The sequence below is a fragment of the Rhizobium croatiense genome (genome assembly GCF_019793465.1).
In the GTDB taxonomy this organism is placed as follows: Bacteria; Pseudomonadota; Alphaproteobacteria; order Rhizobiales; family Rhizobiaceae; genus Rhizobium; species Rhizobium croatiense.
Map to the genome: position 1 here is coordinate 1 of NZ_JAILYJ010000066.1, position 464 is coordinate 464.

The window sequence follows — 464 nt, forward strand, 5'->3', positions numbered from 1 at the left end:
TACTTCGTCTTAAGACGCGGGAGAGTAGGTCGCTGCCAGGTCTGCAAAGCGCAACTAAAATCTTCTCTGAACAAACTCTACGGCAATCGCCGTCAAAAGGCCGCCCATCAAGCGGCCTTTCGTGTTAGAATAAAGCTGCCACAGGAACACGAGACAAATTGCTGAAGCAATTTGCTCGGCAGCAATCCGTAAATCGCAACGCGATTTACGCAGCCGGTATTTTGCCTCGGCAAAAACCTGGACGCGGGGTGGAGCAGCCCCCGCCGAACCGCAGAAGGCAGAGCCTTCGAGGACCGGCAAACAAAAAGTCCGGGCATGCCCAGACAGCTCAGAATGGCGCGGGGTGGAGCAGCCCGGTAGCTCGTCAGGCTCATAACCTGAAGGCCGCAGGTTCAAATCCTGCCCCCGCAACCAAACTCTTCAATAGGCAATAGCCAAAAAGCCCGCTTCGTGCGGGCTTTTGG

The 464-nt window shown here is 55.8% G+C and carries 1 tRNA gene; it reads left to right on the forward strand.

Annotated features, from left to right (window positions below):
* The first annotated feature begins 337 nt into the window (after nt 1-337).
* Nucleotides 338-414, forward strand: a tRNA-Met gene (locus K6M89_RS30575).
* Nucleotides 415-464: the final 50 nt, after the last annotated feature.